Here is a 15,981-nt window from a genome sequence, read left to right as displayed (position 1 = left end):
TCCTCAAGGAACAAAAACACCTTCCGTCTCTTCGAGCCACCTTCCTCAAGGAAGGATATAAAAAAAGCCCAGAGCTTTCACTCTGGACTTTAAAAAAACTAATTCTTGGGGATTACTTGTTTATTGTTTAATAAACTTTTTAACCTTCGTTTTCTCCCCAATATTTAATTGCAAAATATACATACCTTGTTGCAATTTAGACACATTAATCGTGTTGGTATATCTTCCATTAATCACCGTTTGTCCTAACAGGTTTTTAATCTCGAAACTTTGTGCTTCTAATCCTACTAAACGCACATTAAGCGTTTGCTTAGCCGGGTTAGGATACAATGTAAACGGATTATCTAAAGTATTCACTGTAGATGCAGTAAAATAATTAGAAGCGGAACTTGATGCACCTCCAACACAAAATGTTGTGGTTTCAGAGTTCGTAAAAGAACTTCCGCTTACTAATACCGTTCCTCCGCCGGTTAAAGAATAAGATCCATTTCCGTATGAACAGCAAATACCGTCTCCGTAAACATCACTAATTGTAAAAGAATAACATCCTGCTGGTAAGGTTTCATTAATATTTAATGTAGAACCATCGGCTTGACTTGCGTATGTTCCTCCAGATGCTACAACACTATTAGAGTCATCTGTTATTGTCCAAGATGTTTCTTCTGGATAATTATCAAAAGTAATAGATAAGGTAACGTCTGTACTACTACCTGAAGATCCACCACTTGTAGATAAGCTTACTGCATCTACTGCCATATCGCCTTGCCAAGTAGTTCCTGTAACGCCATTAAAACGTAATTGAACTGTTGCTCCTACATACCCAGATAAATCTACAGATGCTGTTTCCCAAGCATTTCCTTGATTTCCAGATTTACTCCAAACACTTGTCCAAGAGCTTCCGTTATTACTACTTGCTTCTAAAGCTAAACTTCCCATTGCAGAAGCACCATACATATGATATGCAAAAGCGAATGTAGCTTGCGTTTCTCCGTTTAAATCAAAACAAGGAGAATTTAAAATGGCTCTTTTAGTAGAATTGTTAGGCGAAGAAGATTCCATAAAAATATATTGAGAACCTTCTGATGCACTAGTTGGACCTGTGTTACTAGAAGGAGTTGCTCCAGATTTTCTTGTCCAATTAAAATCGTCACCGCTACTTTGTGTCCAAGATCCAAAACTAGATTCAAAACCTTGATTATATGGGAAAGAGCTAATAGCTCCAGAACAACCTGTCGTACTTGCTGGGCTTACCACTATAGATCTAGATACTTGGTTTGCTGCATTACCTGCTGCATCACTAACATTATAGTTTCTTGTATAGGTTCCTGCAGTATTTGTATTTACAGTTCCTGTTACTACAATACTAGAAGTCAAGTTTCCATCTATATTATCTGTAGCTGTAGCACCCAATTCTGTATAAGTGTCTCCAACGGTTAAATTAATGGTTGCACTTCCTGTTAAAGAAATAACTGGCTTCACCGAATCTGCTACTCCTGCAGTAATATTTACCGTATAATCTTCTACTTCTCCATAAGAGAAAGCTTCGCAAGAAGTTGGTAGACCATTATATTTCATGGAAACACGCATTCTCTTGTCGCCACTTGCAGTTCCTGTTGGTACTGTAAAAGTCCCACTTGCTGGTGTTACTGATGAAGCAGCTTTAGAGAATATTTGTTCTCCAGCATCTGTAAAATCACCATCATCATTATAATCTATCCATGCTGCATACCCTTCGCTATAAGTAGATCCCGTCCATGTAGGTGTTACTGTTAAGGTATAACTTGAACCTGTATCTAAATCTGTAGAAACACTTGTGAAATCGGAATATAATTGCGCTCCAGAAGCATTGTTAATAGTACCTACTTGCACTCTAGAAATATATTCATCATTTGAATTATTTCCTTGCGAATCGCAATATTGGGTTCCAGTTTGACATGGTGCACAAGAAGAACCTCCACAATCTATTCCTGTTTCATCCCCATTTTGAATACCATCGGTACATGTTGGTGTAGTTCCTGTTGCTCCACATTTATCAGATAATGCTAAAGTACGTCTTGCTCCTCCTGCCTCTAACACAGCGCGCATTCTTGTTTTTTGTCCTTGTGTGAATAAGTTCATACACGAGTCATTGGTATAATCCATATAATTCTCCACCATATCTGTTGAAGAACAAGAAGTTTGACCCGTTGGACAACCATAGTTTGAAGTTTGATGTGTTGGTGTATCACTTACAAAATCATTACCACAATTAGAATCTCCCCAAATATGACGAAGATTAAAATAATGTCCTATTTCATGCGTCGTAGTTCTACCTCCATCATAAGGAGAAGTAACAGCTCCTGTTGTACCAAAAGCATTGTAAATCATTACTAAACCATCAGTCGCAGCTGAACCTCCTGGGAATTGCGCATAACCTAAAAGGTTAATTGTTTGTCCTCCAGAAGTTGTTGTCATTTTTGGAACAATCCACATGTTTAAATACTCCGAAGTATTCCAAGGATCTATTCCTCCTGAAGAAGCACTTTTAGCTTCATCATTTGCACCCCAATCTTGACGTGTAGTTGATTTTCTAGTAATACCTGTTGTAGCATTTCCGTTAGGATCTACTGTAGACAAACAAAATTCTATTTGTGTATCTGCGGCTTGTGACCAAGTACTGTTCGCATCTGAATTAGTACGTCTAAAATCTTCATTTAAAACATCTATTTGTGACTGTATTTGTGCTTCACTAATATTTTCTGTGCTATTTCTATATAACACATGTACTACTACTGGAATGGTAATGATACTCCCATCTACTCGATATGCACTACTATTATTTTCTAATGCTTGGATTTTTGCTTGCGTAAAATTTTCTATTTCCGTCATTCGCTGTTCCAATTGCGGATCCAATTGCTTTCTATATTCCAGGTTTTCCATAGTAGCACATCTTCGATCTTGAGCGAAAATGGAGACAACCATCAAAAAACACATAATTGATAATGTAAAGTTCTTTTTCATGCGAATGTTATAATTTTTTGGTTAATATTCTGATGAAAGTAGTGTTTTTGATTTAAAAAAATAAATAATTAATAGCTTTTCGACGAAATACATTTTTTTTGTAAAAAAACAGCTATATTTTACGGTTTTCCCGTAATTTTTCTGACTAAAAAAGCTATTTTTAACCATGTTAAAAAACAAAATACTTGCTATTAAAAACCTTTCTATTTCCTTCTATAATAAAAAGGAAGAAAAAGAAATTATCCACAATATTTCTTATCATTTAAATGAAAATGAAATATTAGGCATTGTTGGTGAATCTGGTTCTGGAAAATCTGTTTCTACATTGGCAATATTAGGATTATTACCAAAAAACATATCCAAAATCACCAACGGAAGCATTTTATATAAAAACGAAGATCTAACAAAATTAGACGCAAAAGGGTTTCAGAAAATAAGAGGAAAAAAAATATCTATTATTTTTCAAGAACCAATGAGTTCTCTAAATCCCTCTATGACTTGTGGAAAACAAGTTCTTGAAATTGTTTTACAACACACTAGTTTAACTAAAACCAAAGCCAAAGCGCATGTGATTTCGCTTTTTGAACAAGTAAAGCTTCCTATTCCTGAAACCACATATAATAAGTACCCGCATGAAATATCTGGCGGACAAATGCAACGGGTTATGATTGCCATGGCTATTGCTTGTGAACCGGAGATTTTAATTGCAGACGAACCCACAACTGCTCTAGATGTCACAGTACAAAAAGATATAATTCTACTTTTAAAAGAATTGCAAGCAAAAACCAAAATGAGTATTCTTTTTATTACACATGACCTTTCTTTAATATCTGAAATTGCACATCGCGCATTAGTCATGTATCAAGGTAATATTGTAGAACAAGGCAGCATAGAACAAATATTTAAAAATCCGGAAAACAATTATACCAAAGCTCTTATAAGTTCTAGACCTTCTTTAAACACCAGACTAAAAACACTACCTACTATTCAAGATTATCTACAAGAAACCACATCGAAAGAAATAATAACTACGGAAGAAAGGAAAAAACATCATGAAGCTATTTATAGTAAGCCTCCCTTATTAGAGGTTATAAATTTGGAAAAAGAATATTTTAGCACTTCTGGTTGGTTTCATAAAACGGAGGGTTTTAAAGCGGTAAACGATGTGAGTTTTAAATTATATGAAGGCGAAACCTTAGGATTGGTTGGCGAATCTGGTTGTGGAAAATCTACGCTTGGTAAAGCTATTTTACAATTAGATAAAGCTACAGCTGGAAATATTTTATATAAAGGGCAAGATATCACTAAAATTTCTGCTGCAGAAATGCGAGTGCTTAGAAAAGACATTCAAATTATTTTTCAAGATCCTTATGCATCCTTAAACCCAAGACTAACGGTTGGTAATGCTATTTTAGAACCAATGAAAGTGCATCATCTATATAACACGTATACTGAGAGAAAAGAAAAAGTTCTAGAAATCTTACATAGAGTTGGTTTGGATGCGGATGCATTTAACAGATATCCACATGCATTTTCTGGCGGACAAAGACAACGTATTGGAATAGCTAGAACTATTGCTTTGCAACCAAAACTTATTATTTGTGATGAATCTGTTTCTGCTTTAGATATTTCTGTGCAAGCGCAAGTATTAAATTTATTGAATGAATTAAAAGCAGATTTTGGTTTTACCTATATTTTTATCTCACACGATTTGGCTGTGGTAAAATATATGGCAGATCAATTGCTAGTAATGAATGCTGGTAAAATTGAAGAGTTAGATGATGCAGATGTAATTTATAACAATCCGAAAAAGGAATACACAAAAAAGTTAATTCACGCTATACCCAAAGGGTTATAGCATGAATACTTTTTTTGTTAAATATAATAAGCTCGCCATAAATTTGAATGTGTTCTTTAGTTTTTTAAAAAGTTTTAAAAAAAATAAATCCGTATTCATAATTCATAATTTTAGGTTAAGTCTATGTTAGACTCGGGTTATTATATTTGGTACATTTGGGGACTCCAAAGATGTAACTTATTTTAGAATTATCAGTTAAAAAGCATAATAAATCGATGAAATACCTAAAATTTTAACGTTTCAACCAGTTTCTAGGTTTGTTCTTCTTTTTTTTAGTACTTAATACATGTTCTACAGCATAATAACTTCTACCATAATTAGAGCGTTTATCTTCTCCCAATCTTTTTGCTATCTGATTCGTCATTTTAACTACAAAGACTTCTTCTGCATTAGGAAATGATAAATCATGACCATCATAATCTACTTTTTCCCCTCTAGAAGAATGATCCTTCTTTCTAGCATGATAATCTTCGGTTTCATACAATTCATTATAACAATGTATCAGTTCATGGCTAAATAAAGCCAAAGGAGAATTGAAGCCTTTATTTCGTTTAAACCACTTTTTTTTATGGTTTTTTCTAAACACAGCGCCATGTGTATCATAAAACATAATGGCATTATGTGTATGGTAGTATGCGTTTTTATTCCCCGGAACAATGGAGATATTGTTTGTAGTATCTGCTATTAAAACATCTATGATATCGACTCTTTTTAACGCGTCATCGTCTTCAAAAGAAATCGTTAGTGTATTATTTTTCACCAAGAAGTCTAATGCCGTTGTAGTGTTTCGAACAAAACGATCTTTTATCCTTGTATAATCGCGCTCTACTTTGTATTTATATGGAAAGAATTCTCCTTCCAGGGATTTAATTTTCATTTATTAAAAAAAATTACAGACTCCTTTTATATTATCTTCCTTATTTTTAAAAATTAAAAAAATGGAATTCGGTAATGTAGATTAAAGAATCCTTATACATTTTTACAACTTCATTTCGGGGATATCACCGTCAATAATCAAGTTTCCTTCTGTGGCATTCTTTATATCTTCCACAGAAACTCCTGGAGCTCGTTCTAGTAATTTAAAACCATCTTTTGTAACTTCTAAAACAGCTAGGTTAGTAACAATCTTTTTTACACAACCAACTCCCGTTAAAGGAAGACTGCAATTTTTAAGTAATTTAGACTCTCCAGCTCGATTGGTATGCATCATAGCAACAATTATATTTTCAGCACTAGCAACTAGATCCATTGCGCCTCCCATTCCTTTTACCATTTTTCCTGGGATTTTCCAGTTGGCAATATCGCCATTCTCCGAAACTTCCATAGCACCAAGAATAGTAAGATCTACATGTTTCCCTCTAATCATAGAGAAGCTCATCGCAGAATCGAAAAAACTAGCCCCAGGAAGCGTCGTAATGGTTTGCTTTCCTGCATTTATAATGTCTGCATCTTCTTCCCCTTCAAAAGGAAATGGCCCCATTCCTAAAACACCATTTTCACTTTGAAATTCTACTTCTATATCGTCTCTAACATAGTTTGCTACCAGCGTTGGTATACCAATACCAAGGTTTACGTAGTAACCATCTTGTACTTCTTTTGCAATTCGTTTTGCAATTCCTATTTTATCTAACATTTTTTTTTAGTTTTTGTCATTTCTGCCTTTCGTTTTCGCTCGAGATAAACCACGGCAGGAATCTTTTTAATTGAAACTTAAATACCAATAGTACATTCCTGATTTCTCAGAAACGTCAACCTCTTAACTTCGCTGTCTTACGGTACGTTGCTCAATGCGTTTTTCATACTTAGCTCCTTGAAAAATACGTTGTACAAATATTCCTGGAATATGAATTTGGTTAGGATCTAGCGTCCCAACAGGAACTAGTTCTTCCACCTCAGCAACGGTGATTTTTGCTGCTCCGCACATATTAGGATTGAAGTTTCTAGCCGTTCCTTTAAAAATCAAATTACCTGCTGCATCTCCTTTCCACGCTTTTACAAAAGCAAAATCTGCTTTAAAAGCATGTTCTAATACATACATTTTACCATCAAACTCTCTGGTTTCTTTTCCTTCTGCCACTTCCGTTCCATATCCTGCTGGCGTATAAATTGCAGGAAACCCAGCTTGTGCGGCTCTACAACGTTCTGCTAATGTTCCTTGTGGAATAAGTTCTACATCCAATTCACCAGAAAGCATCTGACGTTCAAATTCTGCATTTTCACCAACATAAGAAGAAATCATTTTTTTGACTTGTTTTTGATGCAGCAATAAGCCTAAACCAAAGTCATCAACTCCTGCATTATTTGAAATACAGGTAAGTCCTTTTATGTTTTTCTTTACTAATTCTGCTATAGAATTCTCAGCAATACCAGAAAGACCAAATCCACCAAACATAAAAGTCATGTTGTCTTGAACTCCTTGCAATGCTTCTTGTACAGAATCTACTTTTTTATTAATCATTTTTGTAATTTTTTGGAACTGAAAAATACGAAATAAAAAAGCCATTCGGAATAGAATGGCTTTGAATTTATGTGTGACTATTAATTAGCTGTTTGATCTTAAAGTTTAAAAATTATTTTCAAAAGAATTATTCTTGGAAGCATATACGTTTTACTATCACTTACCAAAAAATCTGAAAAAGAATTTTGTTGCTTAAATTTAGTGTCAAAAATATTGCTTGCTGAAACTTCAAATCCCCAAGGACTATCTTCTTTTTGATAAAACAACGAAGCATTTGCGTGTTCAAATTTGTTTTTCACTTTCATATTCTTGTTCTGGTAATTATTTAAACTGTAATCTACTTTAAAAATAAAATCGTTTAAAAAATCATATTCCAGGTTTACAAAAAAGTCATCGTTTTCAAATTTGGTTTTATTACCAAATGATTTATAATTGTTAAAATCTTTAGAATAACCTATTTCTATATTAGGATAGTTTTTAAAAAAAGTTTCTGCACTTACTGTGGTATTTATATTTTTAGAAATATTTTTATTGGTTACATCATTTAAAATTTGATAAAAGTCATTGTAAGAATAACTGCTTTTAAATTTGTATCTAATTTTATTCACTTTCTTGGCAATGCTTCCGTTTAACGTCCAGTTTTGTTCTGGTTCTTCAAAAATAATTGATGTACTAAACTGTTCAATACCTCGCAATTGGGTTTCATTTTTAAAAGATTTAACTCGTTTATTAAATGTAGTGCTAACATTAATGTTTAAGTTTTTAAATAAGCTAAATTTATAATAACTCAAACTAGCAGTATGATATAGTTGATTCTCTAAAGTTGAGTTTCCTTTATATACACTATTAAAACTGGAGAGCATAAAATTACTAGCTAGTTGGCTTACACTAGAAAAATTAGCATTTAGTCTGTACTTAATGTTTATTTTTTCACTGTTATTAAATTCAATTTTAGATGTAAATTGTGGTAATAAAAGTGCTTTGTTATTAGAAAACTTCTCTTCAAACTGCTGTGTATTCCAAGAGTAAAAATGATAATATAATGCTGGTTTAAATGTAGCAATACCTATTTGAAATTTATACTCTAAACCAACAAACGTATTTATAATGTTATGTTTAAAATCATTACCAAATTCAGCGCTTGAAAAATTATTACTACTTCCATTACTTAATAACTGTTCATCCTGATTATAAAAATCATTAAAAGAAGCATTTACACCAACACTTGTATATAAATGATTAAAATTATTTAAAACCCAATAGTCTTTTACAATTGCATTTGTAGTATGTGATTTTACTTTTTTGGTTTGTAGAATATTATAGATTTCGGCTTCTTGTAAAGGAATTAAACCTTGTAAAATTTCTTGATTGGTAAGCCAATTAGTAATGGGTTTGTCCTTTTGAAAATTATAAGTTGCTTCTAAAGTTGCGGTGTGGTCTTTACTTAACTTTCTGCTATAACTTACATTTTGCTTTAAGTTAATATTTTTAATGTCTGTTTTAGTTGTAATGTTATTGTTTTGTGTTGGATTTATAGTGTTTACTAAACCATTACTATCATTATTGGTAACTTTAACAAAGCTGTTGTAGGCAAAATCTTCTTCATAACTTGGGTTATAATCTATAGTTATTTTACCAATAGTAAAAAAACTGTTTAGTGCATTAGCATTACTTCTATTTTCAATAAATGGTTCTACATTAATTAAATACTCATTTAAAGTATTGTCTTGAGTTTCTGTTTTTGCTTTGCTAGTAATTACATAACCAGAAATATCTGTAACATTACTTACAGATTGCCTAATATTTATTGCACCAAATTGGTTGGTATTTGCAGTAAAATCTTGATTATTTAAATACTTTGCAAAGTCACTATTAAACAAACCAAAATAACTACCAGAATCCTTTAAGAGTTTACCAAATCCACCTTCAAATTCTAAATAATCTCTAAATGAAAAGCTTTTTACTCCAGTATTGTTTAGGTCTCCAATAAAATTCACATTTGTTTTTGAGCTATAATAAAACAGGTTAGGATGTAAAACATAACGTTCTTTAATTCCTGCACCAAACTCCACATCACCAAAGGCAAACTTTTTCCTACCTTCTTTAAGCTTAATATTTAAAGCCATGTCATCCGTGTCTTGCAGGTCTTTAAGCATAGCAACTGCATTGTAATTATCTAAAACCACAACTTCATCTACTGCGTCTGCAGGGATATTATTTACTGCCAATTTGCTATTACCATTAAAAAAGGTTTTGTCTTCTACCAATACCTTGGTTACTCTTTTACCTTGTACAGTAACATTACCTTGCTTATCTACTTCTACTCCCGGTAGTTTTTTAAGAACATCTTTTAGTTTGCGTTCTTCTCCTGTTGAAAATTTATCTACACGATAAATGGTTGTGTCTTTTTTAATAATTATAGGAGGTGTGTAATTTAAAATCACTTCATCTAATTGATCTGGATTTTCTTGTAAAATAAAATTAAATGTGAGGTTTTCTTCTTTTGTGTTTATTGTTAAAATTTTTGGGATAAAACCTAAATAACTTACAGTTACTTTATAACTTTTGTTTTGCTCTAATTTTAGTTTGTATTCTCCATGCTGGTTTGTAATAGCAAAACGTATTTCTACATTTTCAGATTCAGGAATAGCAAGAATATTTGCGTTACCTAAAGGAGACTGTAAGGTATTATTAATCTTCCCTTTTATTATTACGTTTTGGGCATTAAGAGAAAATCCTGCCAGGAATAGCAGGATTAAAATAATTATATATTTAAACTTAATCAATTAATTGGTTTTTGGATTTCGAAGTATGCTTCCTATAAAAGCTTCTTCTTTTTAGTTATCAATATACTTTTTAGTTAAATTGATTATTAGATTTTCATATTCCTCTTGTGTCATTGCTTTTGCGGCATCCATTTTTTCTATTTTCAAAATCATATTAGGTTCCATACTTATTACGGACACTACAGCTCCTTTTAAATTAACTTCTGCAATTAACCCTGGAAGTCCATTAAAAATATCTGGACCAGATTGCAAAGGTATTGAAGGAACAAACCAAGCTTCCACTTTTAACTCCTCATTTGTCACTGGATCATAATAATTTCCTTCAGCTTTCTTTGCTACTAAACCAAGGATTTTTTTTGACTCATCCCTAATAATCCAATTAAAATCATAACAATCTCTTTCAACCAAAAAATCTTGATTAATTAAATTCCTAACAAAAATAATGGTGTTTTCATTATGATTTGTATATACTTTTTTATTAAAAGAAGGAAACCTTTTTGCCATTCTCGATAGCATGTCATCGAGTGGTGAATCGCTTTCTTTTCTTAATGTATTTTCTAACTGAAAATAAGAACTATCTTTATTTGATATCAGCGTATAATGCACATCTTTTGCTTTGTCTGAAACCTGTTTAGTAATACGTTTACCTTTTTCATCTAAATTATCAATAGAACCTTGAAGTTTAATTTCTGAAATATTATAAGTTACCTTATAAGAAGTTTGTGCATATAAATTTAGCGTTGAAACCAAAAAAAACATACAGAAAACTATCTTTAAAGTAAAATAATGCAAATAAGTATAACTCATTTTATTCGAATAAAGCTTGACATCGTGATACGAGATTATTAAAGTCGCCAACATTACCAATATTAATACCGCCATAATATTCATGAAAAAGGCCATGATAAAAAGAGAAGCAACTTTGTTGTTCTTTCAATAATGTATACTCGCTATTTTCTTTAGTATGGACTGCGTTGGCATTAAATGTTGTAAACAACATAAAAACACCAATAAAACTAATTATTTTTTTCATAATTCTAAAATTTTAAACCAGTTGATTATTTATAACTGGTTGGTTAATAAAAATTAAGCCGAATTTTAAAGCCGAAAAATGTGTGAAGCCGAATAAAATTAAAACAACAAAAGCCATTATTGTTTTAAGTGAGAGATTCCTGCCTTCGCAGGAATGACAAACTAAATTGTTAATAAAAAAACTAGCGCTAGTTATAGATTAATCTTGTTGTCATTAGCAATCTTCTAATCGGCTTTGATTTAAATTTTTGCTTCTGACATTTCAAACTTAAAAAAAAAGAACTAATCTAGCAAGTTTTTGTAGAAAATATTCTACTACGTCAGAATTTCCGGTTTTCCATAAAAATTTTACGAAAATCCGTAAAAAAAGCCATTCTGAAAAGAATGGCTTTGAATTTATGTGTGACTATTAGAGAATTTATTTATTAGAAATCTAAATCCTCAGGAACATCACCACCTGGCGTATCAGAATTAGAATCTTGATTTTGTTTATAATCCTTACAATCTACTTCGATGGATAAATTTTTCGGTTTTTCAAAATCCCCATTAGAAATTCCAAGCTCTTCGTTTTCATAACAACTTCTCATGTACATTCCCCAAATTGGCAGTGCCATTGCTGCTCCTTGTCCGTAGGTAATAGAAGCAAAATGCGCTGCTCGATCTTCTGCACCAACCCAAACTCCGGTAACTAGGTTTGGAACCATTCCCATAAACCAACCATCACTTTGGTTTTGTGTAGTTCCTGTTTTTCCTGCTATAGGGTTTTTAAATTCATAAGGATAACCAGTAATTATCTCTTTATAATCTTTTCTATAAGAATCGGCTCCTTTAGTTCTTAATCTTGCTCCAGATCCAGATTGTGTTACACCTTGCATTAGGTTTACGGTTACATAAGCAACTTCTTCGCTTAGTACATCACGGGATTCTGGTGTAAACTGATATAAAATAGTTCCGTTTTTATCTTCAATATGCGTAACCATTACTGGTTTTGTGTATACCCCTTGATTTGCAAAAGCAGCATAAGCACCAACCATTTCATATACACTTACATCTGGTGTACCTAAAGCTATAGAAGGTACCGGAAGCACTTCCGATTCTATTCCTAATTTTTTAACTAAATCTACCACGGGTTGCGGACCAACCTTATCCATTAAACGCGCAGTAATCGTATTAATAGAATTTGCTAAAGCATTCTTTAAAGTACGTGTTCCTCCATATTTATTATCTGAATTCCTTGGCGTCCAAGGCTCTGGGTTTCCATATTTATTTGCTTCAATTGTAATTTGTGTATTTGGCAACTCATCACAAGGCGAAAGATGCAATTGATCTATTGCTGTTGCGTAAATAAAAGGTTTAAAGGTAGAACCTACTTGACGTTTTCCTTGTTTTACGTGATCGTATTGAAAATGCTTATAGTTTATACCACCAACCCACGCTTTTACATGACCTGTTTCCGGATCCATACTCATCATTCCTGTATGTAAGAAATGCTTGTAATAACGCATGGAATCCATTGGTTTCATAATGGTATCTATTTCGTGTACTTTACCTTCTTTCCATGAGAAAATGCTCATTTTTGTTGCGACATCAAAAGAAGCTATAATATCTTTTTCCTTCTTTTTTAAATCATACTTCATATGTCTCCAGCGTTCACTTTGTTTTATAGAACGTTGCATTAAAGCATTGACTTCCGCAGTATCTAAATCTAAAAAGGGAGCTGTTGGATTTCTATCTGGTGTATTTTGATGAAAAAACTCTGCTTGTAATCTTGGCATGTGTTTCGCTACAGCATCTTCTGCATATAATTGCATACGAGAATCTATAGTAGTGTATACTTTTAAGCCATCACTATTGATGTTGTATTTTGTACCATCTGGTTTTTTATTCCCTTTTTCATTGGTCCAATCTTTCATAAAAGCACGAAGATATTCTCTAAAATAAGTCGCTGTTCCTTCGCGATGCGATTCTGGTGAATAACGTAAACCTAAGTCTAATTTTTGTAGCGAGTCTTTTAATTTTTCGTTTATAAAATCATACTTTTCCATTTGTGCTAAAACAACATTACGTCTGTTTCTTACGCCTATTGGATTACGTTCTGGTCTTGGATTGTACAAGGAAGAATTTTTAAACATACCAACTAACATGGCAGATTCTTTTACATCTAGCTCCATTGGTTCTTTACCAAAATAAATTCTGGAAGCAGAACGAATTCCATCTCCATTGTTTCCAAAATCATAAATATTAAAATATTGCGCTATAATCTCTTCTTTAGTGTATTGTCTCTCTAAACGAATCGCTATAATCCATTCTTTTGCTTTTTGTAAAATACGAGCGATCGTATTTTTAGATCCTTCCCCGTGAAATAATTGTTTTGCAAGTTGCTGCGAAATAGTACTTGCTCCTCCACCTTTTCCTAGTTTTACAATGGCTCTTAATGTTCCTCTTGCATCAATCCCTGAATGCTCATGAAAACGTGCATCTTCTGTTGCTATTAAAGCATCTACCAAATGCTGCGGCAATTCATCATAACTTACTGGCGTTCTATTATCATTAAAATAGAATTTACCTAAAGTTTTTCCGTCGGAAGAAATAATCTCTGTCGCTAAATTGGTTTTAGGATTTTCTAAGATGGTGTGATCCGGTAAATCCCCAAACATAGATGTTAATACAAACAATAAGATGAATGCTAAAACACCACCTAAAAAAAGTTTCCAAAATAAACGAACGTACTTCGTGAAATCTTCTGTTTTTGCTTGTTTTTTCGCTTGTTTTTTTGCCATATTCTTAAACTACAAGGAATTGAAACCCTTGTTTACTAATTTATTTAATTTGTTTTTCTACTCTAAATCCAACATCTGTAACGCCTTCTAAGTCAATGACACCATTCACTTTTCCGTTTTCACGCATGGCATGTTGTATATTAATTTGATACTCTCCTATTTCGGTAAAAGTAAAATTCTCTTTATACCACAATTTATTTTCTTTAATGCTAGAAAAACCAGTACCTAAAAATGCGCCATTCGGTTTTGCCATTTTGTATTCTAATGTGTCCTTAACCGTTTTTCCATGCGGAAAATTCATTTCTACTATTAAATACAAATTATTGTATTTGTATTCCTGATTATTTCTCAAGTTTACAAACAAATTGTATTTATTTATAGAGTCTGGCGCTTGTACTTTAAACGTTACTAAAGCTTCTTTATTCCATTGGTTTGGTATACTTTGATACCTATCAAAAACACCATTAGCATCGCAAGACACAAAAAATAAAGAAAGAAAAAAAAGCAATAGAGAAATACTATTTCGCATTGTTTGTTTTATTAGTATTACTGGTTTTATTCGTATTACTGGTTCTATTTGTATTTCTAGTTTTGTTTGTATTGCTAGCTTTGTTTGTGGTATTACTTTTATTGGTGGTATTGCTTTTGCTCGCAGTACTCGTTTTGTTTGTATTACGGGGTTTATTGGTGTTCGCTTTGTTTGTTTTATTGGTATTCGATTTATTAGTCTTAGCAGCAGTATTGGTGTTGGTATTGTTTGTACTATTTTGAGGTTTTGTTCTTCTCTTATTGTTTTTACGTTTTTTATTGCCTTTTGGACTATCAAAACGTGTTAAACTATCTTGACCAACAACGTTTTCAAACTCTGTTTTAGTATCTTCTACTAGTTCTAATGCGTATTCCTCTAGACTTTCTATTTTTTCTTTATTCTTATTTATTGCTATAATTTCATTAGCTTGATCTTTAGTAATCTTATGCCAATTCATCCATTCGCCTTCATAAGCGTACCATAAATGTCCTTGAAAAATATCTGTTTTCTGACAAACAGCAGTTCCTTTTTTAGTGTATAATTTTATTTCCGGTTTTGGAAGCGTTTTTAGAGCATCTAAATAACTATCTAACTCATAGTTTAAACAACATTTTAGTTTTCCACATTGTCCTGCTAATTTTTGCGGATTTAAAGATAATTGTTGGTAACGTGCTGCAGATGTGCTTACCGAACGAAAATCGGTTAACCAGGTAGAACAACATAACTCACGACCACAAGAACCAATACCACCAAGTCTTGCAGCTTCTTGTCTAAAGCCAACTTGTTTCATTTCTATTCTGGTTCTAAACTCTCTTGCAAAAAGTTTAATAAGCTCTCTAAAATCTACGCGTTCTTCTGCTGTATAATAGAAAGTAGCTTTACTTGCATCTCCTTGAAATTCGATATCTGAAATCTTCATTTTTAATTTCAGCTCTATTGCAAATTGGCGTGCTTTTACCTTCATTGCGTCTTCTCTATCGCGAGCTTCAGACCAAATATCAATATCTTTTTGTGATGCTTTTCTGTATATTTTTAAAATTGTTTCTGGTTTTTCAGAAACTTTTTTACGTTTCATTTGTACTCTTACCAATTCTCCGGTAAGTGTTGCCATACCAATATCATGACCAGATTGCTCTTGCGTTGCAACCACATCACCAATCGCTAAGGTTAGATTTTCTGTGTTTTTGTAGTATTCTTTTCTTCCGTTTTTAAAACGAACCTCCACCCAATCAAAAGGTTTCTCTCCGTTTGGAAGCGACATGTTTGCTAACCAATCAAAAACAGTAAGTTTATTACAACTATCTGTTCCGCATGTTCCGTTACTTTTGCAGCCTTTTGGTTGGCCATCTTTTCCTGTTGAACAAGTTCCACAAGCCATAAAGTGTATATATTGATTCTGAAAAAGCATTCTTTTTTCAGAAGAAGATTAATAAAAAATAGTTTCTTTTTTAAACATTTCCACTTTCATAGAAATTTAAAACCAAAGCTCTACTTTGGAATGTAAAGATAATATTATTTATTAAGTTAAAAAGCTAGTA

The 15,981-nt window shown here is 32.5% G+C and carries 11 protein-coding genes; 1 reads left to right on the top strand and 10 read right to left on the bottom strand.

Translation table 11 applies throughout. The features are described 5' to 3' along the window. Nucleotides 1-120: 120 nt before the first annotated feature. Entirely contained in the window at nucleotides 121-3,000 is a 2,880-nt protein-coding gene (locus ACVCZW_RS15795) for a GEVED domain-containing protein (protein WP_452232866.1), read from the bottom strand. A gap of 166 nt (nucleotides 3,001-3,166) precedes the next feature. Between ACVCZW_RS15795 and ACVCZW_RS15790 the strand changes: the two genes are divergently transcribed. Then, a complete protein-coding gene (locus tag ACVCZW_RS15790) occupies nucleotides 3,167-4,858 on the top strand; it encodes an ABC transporter ATP-binding protein (protein WP_452232865.1) in 1,692 nt (563 codons plus the stop codon). A gap of 232 nt (nucleotides 4,859-5,090) precedes the next feature. On the opposite strand, the gene ACVCZW_RS15785 is transcribed toward ACVCZW_RS15790, so the two are convergent. The 9 genes from ACVCZW_RS15785 to ACVCZW_RS15745 form a co-directional block, all read right to left on the bottom strand. Next, on the bottom strand, nucleotides 5,091-5,735 hold the full coding sequence (locus ACVCZW_RS15785) for a hypothetical protein (RefSeq protein WP_452232864.1): 645 nt from the start codon (nucleotides 5,733-5,735) through the stop codon (nucleotides 5,091-5,093). 102 nt (nucleotides 5,736-5,837) lie between these two features. Further along, nucleotides 5,838-6,491, bottom strand: coding sequence for a CoA transferase subunit B (locus ACVCZW_RS15780; RefSeq protein WP_452232863.1), 654 nt, complete (start codon nucleotides 6,489-6,491; stop codon nucleotides 5,838-5,840). Nucleotides 6,492-6,614: 123 nt separating this feature from the next. Beyond that, complete coding sequence (locus ACVCZW_RS15775; protein WP_452232862.1) at nucleotides 6,615-7,316, bottom strand: CoA transferase subunit A; 702 nt, start codon at nucleotides 7,314-7,316, stop codon at nucleotides 6,615-6,617. 98 nt (nucleotides 7,317-7,414) lie between these two features. Continuing rightward, on the bottom strand, nucleotides 7,415-10,102 hold the full coding sequence (locus ACVCZW_RS15770; RefSeq protein ID WP_452232861.1) for a carboxypeptidase-like regulatory domain-containing protein: 2,688 nt from the start codon (nucleotides 10,100-10,102) through the stop codon (nucleotides 7,415-7,417). A 51-nt stretch (nucleotides 10,103-10,153) separates the two neighbouring features. After that, nucleotides 10,154-10,909 (bottom strand): GLPGLI family protein, encoded by a 756-nt coding sequence (locus tag ACVCZW_RS15765; RefSeq protein ID WP_452232860.1) that lies wholly within the window; start codon nucleotides 10,907-10,909, stop codon nucleotides 10,154-10,156. 1 nt (nucleotide 10,910) lies between these two features. After that, nucleotides 10,911-11,135, bottom strand: a complete 225-nt coding sequence (locus tag ACVCZW_RS15760) for a hypothetical protein (RefSeq protein WP_452232859.1) — start codon at nucleotides 11,133-11,135, stop codon at nucleotides 10,911-10,913. A 424-nt stretch (nucleotides 11,136-11,559) separates the two neighbouring features. Then, a complete protein-coding gene (locus tag ACVCZW_RS15755) occupies nucleotides 11,560-13,914 on the bottom strand; it encodes a penicillin-binding protein 1A (protein ID WP_452232858.1) in 2,355 nt (784 codons plus the stop codon). Nucleotides 13,915-13,954: 40 nt separating this feature from the next. Beyond that, the gene (locus tag ACVCZW_RS15750) at nucleotides 13,955-14,443 is read right to left on the bottom strand and encodes a gliding motility lipoprotein GldH (protein WP_452230643.1); all 489 of its coding nucleotides are present in this window, start codon (nucleotides 14,441-14,443) and stop codon (nucleotides 13,955-13,957) included. Continuing rightward, the gene (locus tag ACVCZW_RS15745; protein WP_452231166.1) at nucleotides 14,433-15,821 is read right to left on the bottom strand and encodes a PSP1 domain-containing protein; all 1,389 of its coding nucleotides are present in this window, start codon (nucleotides 15,819-15,821) and stop codon (nucleotides 14,433-14,435) included. Before ACVCZW_RS15745 ends, ACVCZW_RS15750 begins: the two co-directional genes overlap by 11 nt. Nucleotides 15,822-15,981 lie beyond the last annotated feature (160 nt).

Source organism: Lacinutrix sp. MEBiC02595 (assembly GCF_053601555.1).
The sequence above is the reverse complement of the archived record's forward strand: the minus strand, read 5'-3'. Positions and strand labels throughout refer to the sequence as shown.

Coding starts and splice junctions, on each gene's coding strand:
- ACVCZW_RS15795 (WP_452232866.1), bottom strand. CDS start 3,000: ATGAAAAAGAACTTTACATTATCAATTATGTGTTTTTTGATGGTTGTC.
- ACVCZW_RS15790 (WP_452232865.1), top strand. CDS start 3,167: ATGTTAAAAAACAAAATACTTGCTATTAAAAACCTTTCTATTTCCTTC.
- ACVCZW_RS15785 (WP_452232864.1), bottom strand. CDS start 5,735: ATGAAAATTAAATCCCTGGAAGGAGAATTCTTTCCATATAAATACAAA.
- ACVCZW_RS15780 (WP_452232863.1), bottom strand. CDS start 6,491: ATGTTAGATAAAATAGGAATTGCAAAACGAATTGCAAAAGAAGTACAA.
- ACVCZW_RS15775 (WP_452232862.1), bottom strand. CDS start 7,316: ATGATTAATAAAAAAGTAGATTCTGTACAAGAAGCATTGCAAGGAGTT.
- ACVCZW_RS15765 (WP_452232860.1), bottom strand. CDS start 10,909: ATGAGTTATACTTATTTGCATTATTTTACTTTAAAGATAGTTTTCTGT.
- ACVCZW_RS15760 (WP_452232859.1), bottom strand. CDS start 11,135: ATGAAAAAAATAATTAGTTTTATTGGTGTTTTTATGTTGTTTACAACA.
- ACVCZW_RS15755 (WP_452232858.1), bottom strand. CDS start 13,914: ATGGCAAAAAAACAAGCGAAAAAACAAGCAAAAACAGAAGATTTCACG.
- ACVCZW_RS15750 (WP_452230643.1), bottom strand. CDS start 14,443: ATGCGAAATAGTATTTCTCTATTGCTTTTTTTTCTTTCTTTATTTTTT.
- ACVCZW_RS15745 (WP_452231166.1), bottom strand. CDS start 15,821: ATGGCTTGTGGAACTTGTTCAACAGGAAAAGATGGCCAACCAAAAGGC.